The organism is Nodularia sp. LEGE 04288 (genome assembly GCF_963896525.1).
GTDB lineage: Bacteria > Cyanobacteriota > Cyanobacteriia > Cyanobacteriales > Nostocaceae > Nodularia.
In genome coordinates this window covers 36,420-42,492 of record NZ_CAWQOY010000128.1, presented here as the reverse complement: position 1 = coordinate 42,492, position 6,073 = coordinate 36,420, and the positions used below count along the sequence as shown (strand labels likewise).

Sequence of the window (6,073 nt, the reverse complement as noted above, 5' to 3'; positions counted from 1 at the left end):
GCAGGGGGGAGAAGACGGTAATTTCCCAATGACCAATGACCAATGACCAATGACCAATGACTAATGACTATTATTTCAATAATCCGGCGCTGATTGCACCTAAGATGGCGATCCCAAATGCTAGGCGATACCAAATAAATACCCAGGTGCTTTGGGTTTTGAGGAATTGTATCAACCCGGCGATCGCTATATATGAAAATATCGCAGATGAAATTGTCCCGACAACCATAGGAACCATACCGACATTACCTACGCCTACTGCTAAAAAATCTTTTAATTCGATTAATCCGGCGAGGGTGATGGCGGGAATACCGAGCAAAAATGAGAATCTGGCGGCTGTTTCTCGTTCTAAACTCATAAATAGCCCACCTGTGATCGTGGAACCTGAACGAGATACGCCAGGAATTAATGCCAAGGTTTGAGCTAAACCCATCAATAGCCCATCTTTCATGGTGAGATGCTGAAAGTCACGTTGACGTTTGCCGAGTTTTTCTGCTAATCCCAATAACAGTGACATGAATATAGAGGCAATGGCGATCGCTGTTAAACTTCTCAAGGGTGAATTATCGTAGTCTGGGATAAATCTTTTAATTAACAGTCCAAAGACCAAGATCGGAATTGTTCCCAAGATAATCCCCATAAATAGCTGAAAGTCAAGGCTTGCGTAATTTTTCAGGGCGATCGCTTTTGTTGCTCCTTTGATAATTTGCGTCATATCACCCCAGAAATACCACAGCACCGCGACAATACTACCAAGCTGAATAATTGCGGTAAAAGCTACTCCCGGATCGCCCCAACCCAGCGCTACAGGCACAACTTTTAAATGTGCTGAACTGCTGATAGGGAGAAATTCCGTCATTCCCTGCACAAAACCTAAAAAAATAGCTTGCAAGATATTCATTTGTTGCTGTACCTCGTCTAAAGCTGGGTTAGGTAGGGTACTTAAAACCTTTCTCGGAAACGCTGCAACTGAAAAAATGGCAGATGCTGCACTTAAGAGCATGAAGCATTGACGTTTTGATAAAGCCATTTAATTTACCTACGAATAGCAAAGCGTTGCTGCACAGCATATCGCTTTGATTACAACCAATTAAACAGCTGTATGAGGAACTTTCCAGGAAATTAGTCATTAGTCATTGGGAATTCATAATCTTTCCCCCCTGCACCCTGCACCCTGCCCCCCTGCCTCTTCTCCCTGACTTGAGGTAAAATAAAAATGCCCAGGGGGGGGATTTTAAGTATGATATCTTAAGTAAGATAAAGTTAAGTAACAAATATTAAAAACTTTGATTAATAATACCTTGTCTTCGTACACCACTCCGACTACCCCAGTCAATCCGGATTTACCCACAATTGAAGTTGGGCAAAAAAGTATCAAAGAGTTAGAATCTACACTCGCTTTATCTCCTTCTATACCTATATCTACGCCGGCGGGACAAACATGGTTAGTGTTGGCGGCGGCGGTCTTTTTAGTATCAGTACCAGTATTTATAGAAGCGCCATTAGTGCGATCGCTGCCAGTTTTGAGTGTAGCGCTCACAGGATTTTGGGTGTGGCTGAGTTTCAGCTTAATGTCACGTCCGACAACTTATGTGTGGGGAGATTTGCTTTTCGGCTTTAGCTGGAGTTGGTTAGCAGGAGCGATTTACTGGGGTTGGCTACGTTGGGAACCTGCTTGGCATTTACCTGTAGAATCTATCGGTTTACCATTTGCTTGTTGGTGTCTGGTGAAGAATTGGGGCAAAGTTGGTAACTGGTTTTACTTAGGTTCTTTACTCGGTACAGTTTTGACTGATGTGTATTTTTATTTAGTAGACTTGATGCCCTATTGGCGGCAAATTATGCAAGTTGAACCGGATAGCGTATCACCAATATTACAAACTGCTTTAATCCAAGTACAAACACCTTGGGGACAAGCCTGGGCAGTAGTTTTGGCTATCTTGCTGTTAACGGCAGGAATTTTACCTTTACGGACAAAATCACAACATTGGTACGCCTTTGGTGGAGCAGTGTTAAGTACAATTTTGGTAGATAGCCTATTCTTAATAGCTGCAAGTGCTGCCTAAAAATTCAATCCAGACAAGCATGGTATCAAAAAAGACCTAATTAAGAAACTTTTCTCCCTATTCCATCTGTGTAGATAACTTTTTGTAAAAATAGTATCAAAGCCAGTAGCAGCAAATATTGTGGGTATTAATCCGCTGTATATTAGTTTTTGATGACTGCTGTTTGTTGAAAAAGCTAGAAGCTCTCAACCCAAGGTAAAAGAGCCAGGATGTATGTACACTCAACGTGTATATTCTCAGGCGAGGACGAAATAGAAGCTCACAGTATTGGTTGCTGTGCTTTACTTCATAGGTCTGAACTCAGCTGACAGTTGATCGCATTTGGCTTAACGTCATTATTTCAGTTTGAAAGAAAGAGGGAGAAAAACCGTGAAAACATTTGTGCGTTTATTAACAGTATTTAGTTTGTTGCTTGGTTCTTGGGGATGGCTGGGAACGACTCAGATAGCCACTGCTGCCAATATCAACAGTGTTGCTTTTGGACAAGTTCCAGTTTTGGCAATTTCCCGGCAGAATAAAGCTGACGCGAAGTTAGGGACAGCATTTGGTCAAAAACTTGATTTGAATAATACCAACGTGCGAGCTTTTCAACAGTTTCCAGGGCTGTACCCAACCCTAGCCAAGAAAATTGTCCTCAATGCTCCTTACAAAAATGTTGAGGATGTCTTGGAAATTCCGGGATTAAGCGATAGCCAAAAACAACGTTTGCAAGCCAACTTAGATAACTTCGCTGTCACCGAACTAGAAACCGTCTTCAACTCCGGAGATGATCGCTTTAACAACGGTATCTACAGATAACAGATAACTCAAAAGTACATCGGGGATGGGAAATGGGGAATGATCTCCTTTTCCCCCATTTCTTAATCACTAATAGTTCCTGATGGCGACAATCCCTCAGATTTATCTGTGGAGTCAATCCAAAATCCAAAATCCAAAATCTAAAATTGTTTGACTTTGCCTCAAATAGATATTCCTAGCCAATTTGATGTTTTAGTAGTCGGTGCTGGCGCGGCTGGACTGTACACAGCACTGTGTCTACCAGAGAACTTGCGAGTCGGCTTGATTACCAAAGAAACAGTGTCTCTATCTGCCAGTGATTGGGCGCAAGGAGGCATTGCGGCAGCCATCGCCCCGGAAGATTCGCCTTCACTGCACATTGAGGATACTTTGCACGCAGGTGCGGGCTTGTGCGATCGCCCAGCCGTAGAATTCCTAGCCCAAGAAGCCCCTCGGTGTATTCAATCCCTGGTTAACTTGGGAGTGGCTTTTGACCGTCACGGTCAAGCTTTAGCTTTAACTTTAGAAGCCGCCCATTCTCGTCATCGCGTTCTGCATACTGCCGATACTACAGGGAGGGAAGTCACCACAACTCTCACAGCCCAAGTATTGCGCCGCCAAAACATTCAAGTCATCCAGCAAGCTTTGGCTTTGAGTTTGTGGCTAGAACCCCAAACCGGGAGATGTCAAGGAATTAGCCTATTCTACCAAGGTAAAATCACCTGGATTAGAGCTAGTGCTGTAATTTTGGCAACCGGTGGCGGCGGTCAGGTATTTGCCCAAACCACTAACCCAGCTGTGAGTACGGGCGATGGGGTAGCGATCGCTTGGCGGGCGGGGGCGATGCTCCGGGACTTGGAATTTGTGCAATTTCACCCCACATCCCTAACTAAACCGGGTGCAGACCACTTTCTGATTAGTGAAGCTGTCCGCGGCGAAGGCGCACACCTGGTTGATGACGCAGGGCGGCGTTTTGCCTTTGACTATCATCCTGCGGGTGAACTAGCACCCAGAGATGTCGTCAGTAGAGCTATTTTCAGCCATCTGCAACAGACAGCAGTGGATCTAGCTACTGCCCATGTCTGGTTAGATATGCGCCCTATACCCCCAGAAAAGATTCGCCATCGCTTTCCCAACATTGTGAAAGTTTGTCAATATTGGGGTATTGATGTCTTCCATGAACCCATTCCTGTAGCCCCGGCGGCTCATTACTGGATGGGTGGGATTGTTGCTGATTTAATGAATCGCACGAACATTCCCGGCTTGTACGCAGTGGGAGAAACCGCCAGTACGGGAGTACATGGGGCTAATCGTTTGGCGAGTAACTCTTTGCTCGAATGTATTGTGTTTGGCGCACAAATGGCAAATATTGACCTGACAGATGTTACACCAGCGTCAGCAGTACCAATATTGCCATTACGAGAATTTAACGCCAATATCGATGAATGGCAAACCCAAAAAACTCAGCTAGAAACACTCAGAGAAAAGTTACCACGTTTGGTTTGGCAAAGTGCGGGGATTTGTCGAGAGCAGTCAATCTTAGCAGATGCGATCGCCACTGTTGAAACTTGGCAACAAGATTTTGCCGCTTTGCCTTTGAGTCAATTCTTACTGTCTTTAAATCCCAACGAACCAGTTAATTTCGACATCCCAGATGTGGAAAGGCAATTGCGACTTTGGGCAGAAACCCGGAATTTACTAGATGTAGCCTATTTAATTCTCAAAAGTGCAGCTTTTAGAACCGAAAGCCGTGGCGGACACTACCGCCTAGACTATCCTCAACCAGACCCTGATTGGCAAGTTCATACCCTTGTACAAAAACGCCAATGGCAGAAATCTCTGATCGGGAAAAATTAGACATTTTTTCTGCACAAATCTTTTTTTTTGTATTTATAGCAACCGCCAAGGAAGTTAACACATAAACGGATAAGTAGGTCGGCGTAAATAAAGTTAACTGGCTAGGGTCGTCATTGGTCATTTGTCCTTTGTCATTGGTCACATTGGGAAGTCACAATTTTTCCCCCCTGCTCCCCTGCTCCCCTGCTCCCCTGCTTCTTCCTCCACTCCCCAGCTATATTCCACAAAAAAGTCAACTGGGAAAGAATTTAGCTACATTCAACCAGTTGACTATATTTAATGATGAAAACTTATTTTCAGTAATTATCTGAAATACTTGAAATTCCTGGGGCCTGTATAACCAGAAATTTTTGCTAGTTGCTCGAGGTTTTGGACTCCGCTATAGATTTGACCATTAATCATCCAACTAGGGAAACCCTCAATTTTGGCAGCTTGACAAACTTCTGGCTGACCTTTCGGACTATCAGCAGCACACTCCACCATAATCTGTTTCTCTTCCAGAATCTGGTAAGCTTCTTGACCAAAGAGTTGTTTTTGTTCGTGGCAGTGAGGACACCAATAGGCAACATATTCCTTAGCATCTGTGGTCGCCAGATGGCGTGCTAGTGCAATTTCTGCCTCACCAGAGGTAGTGGTAATTTCCCAACCAAAGGCCGGATTAGGTTTTACTTGAGGAATAAAGTTAATTTTTTGAGATTGTCCAGGAGTTGAGTCTGATGTCACACCTGACGGATTCACGCCAGCATAGACACCTAAAGTCCCAATCAGCGTTACCACCCCCACAATAATAGCGGTAAAGAAGATTTGGCCTATATCCTCCCAAGAACGACCGATAATCGTCAAAACTAACAAACTTACAGAGAATAAAGCGGAGGCAATACAGTAATAACAAACGGCTTGGATTTGGAACGCCAGCAAGTACATTAAATAGCCACTGAAAACCGACATGGCGATCGCGCCGACCAGCAGTAACCACCAAGTCGAGTTTTCCAGTTTTTTCAGGCTATTTTTGTCACCTGGTTGCCATACTAAAGGAAGAACAGCGAAAATCACCATACTCACATAAGCCAAAAACCCAAATAAAGCTAAAGGCTGACCACCAAAGATGGGTATAGTTGCCCAAGGACTGGAAAGGACATCATTACAGCCTTTGGTACCAGCTTCGGCCACACAAGCGGCAGTGCCTCCTGTTAACTTTTCGATGGCGATATAACCTGTTGTCAAGGCACCAAGTCCAGCGATCGCGGCAATCAATGGACGCGACCATTTGTGAATCCAAGGAGTAGAACGGCGGCGAATCATAAACTGCTATTGGTCATTGGTCATTCAATTTTAGATTTTAGATTTTAGATTTTGGATTTTAGATTACAGTC

The 6,073-nt window shown here is 44.2% G+C and carries 5 protein-coding genes; 3 read left to right on the top strand and 2 right to left on the bottom strand.

Features of this window, described 5'->3' with window-relative positions; all coding sequences use genetic code 11:
- Positions 1–70: 70 nt before the first annotated feature.
- On the bottom strand, positions 71–1,030 hold the full coding sequence (locus AACX33_RS17500) for an undecaprenyl-diphosphate phosphatase (RefSeq protein WP_194000191.1): 960 nt from the start codon (positions 1,028–1,030) through the stop codon (positions 71–73).
- A 256-nt stretch (positions 1,031–1,286) separates the two neighbouring features.
- On the opposite strand from AACX33_RS17500, the gene AACX33_RS17495 reads away from it, so the two are divergent.
- From AACX33_RS17495 to nadB, 3 genes are all read left to right on the top strand, one after another.
- The gene (locus AACX33_RS17495; protein WP_194000189.1) at positions 1,287–2,066 is read left to right on the top strand and encodes a DUF3120 domain-containing protein; all 780 of its coding nucleotides are present in this window, start codon (positions 1,287–1,289) and stop codon (positions 2,064–2,066) included.
- 369 nt (positions 2,067–2,435) lie between these two features.
- A complete protein-coding gene (gene psbU / locus AACX33_RS17490; RefSeq protein ID WP_194000186.1) occupies positions 2,436–2,864 on the top strand; it encodes a photosystem II complex extrinsic protein PsbU in 429 nt (142 codons plus the stop codon).
- Between the two features lie 156 nt (positions 2,865–3,020).
- Positions 3,021–4,700 carry an L-aspartate oxidase gene (gene nadB / locus AACX33_RS17485; RefSeq protein ID WP_194000402.1) on the top strand — a complete coding sequence of 560 codons (1,680 nt, stop codon included), beginning with the start codon at positions 3,021–3,023 and terminating at the stop codon, positions 4,698–4,700.
- 303 nt (positions 4,701–5,003) lie between these two features.
- Here the strand turns inward: nadB and AACX33_RS17480 are convergent, their stop codons facing one another.
- Positions 5,004–6,002, bottom strand: a complete 999-nt coding sequence (locus AACX33_RS17480; protein WP_194000185.1) for a vitamin K epoxide reductase family protein — start codon at positions 6,000–6,002, stop codon at positions 5,004–5,006.
- Positions 6,003–6,073: the final 71 nt, after the last annotated feature.

Coding starts and splice junctions, on each gene's coding strand:
- AACX33_RS17500 (WP_194000191.1), bottom strand. CDS start 1,030: ATGGCTTTATCAAAACGTCAATGCTTCATGCTCTTAAGTGCAGCATCT.
- AACX33_RS17480 (WP_194000185.1), bottom strand. CDS start 6,002: ATGATTCGCCGCCGTTCTACTCCTTGGATTCACAAATGGTCGCGTCCA.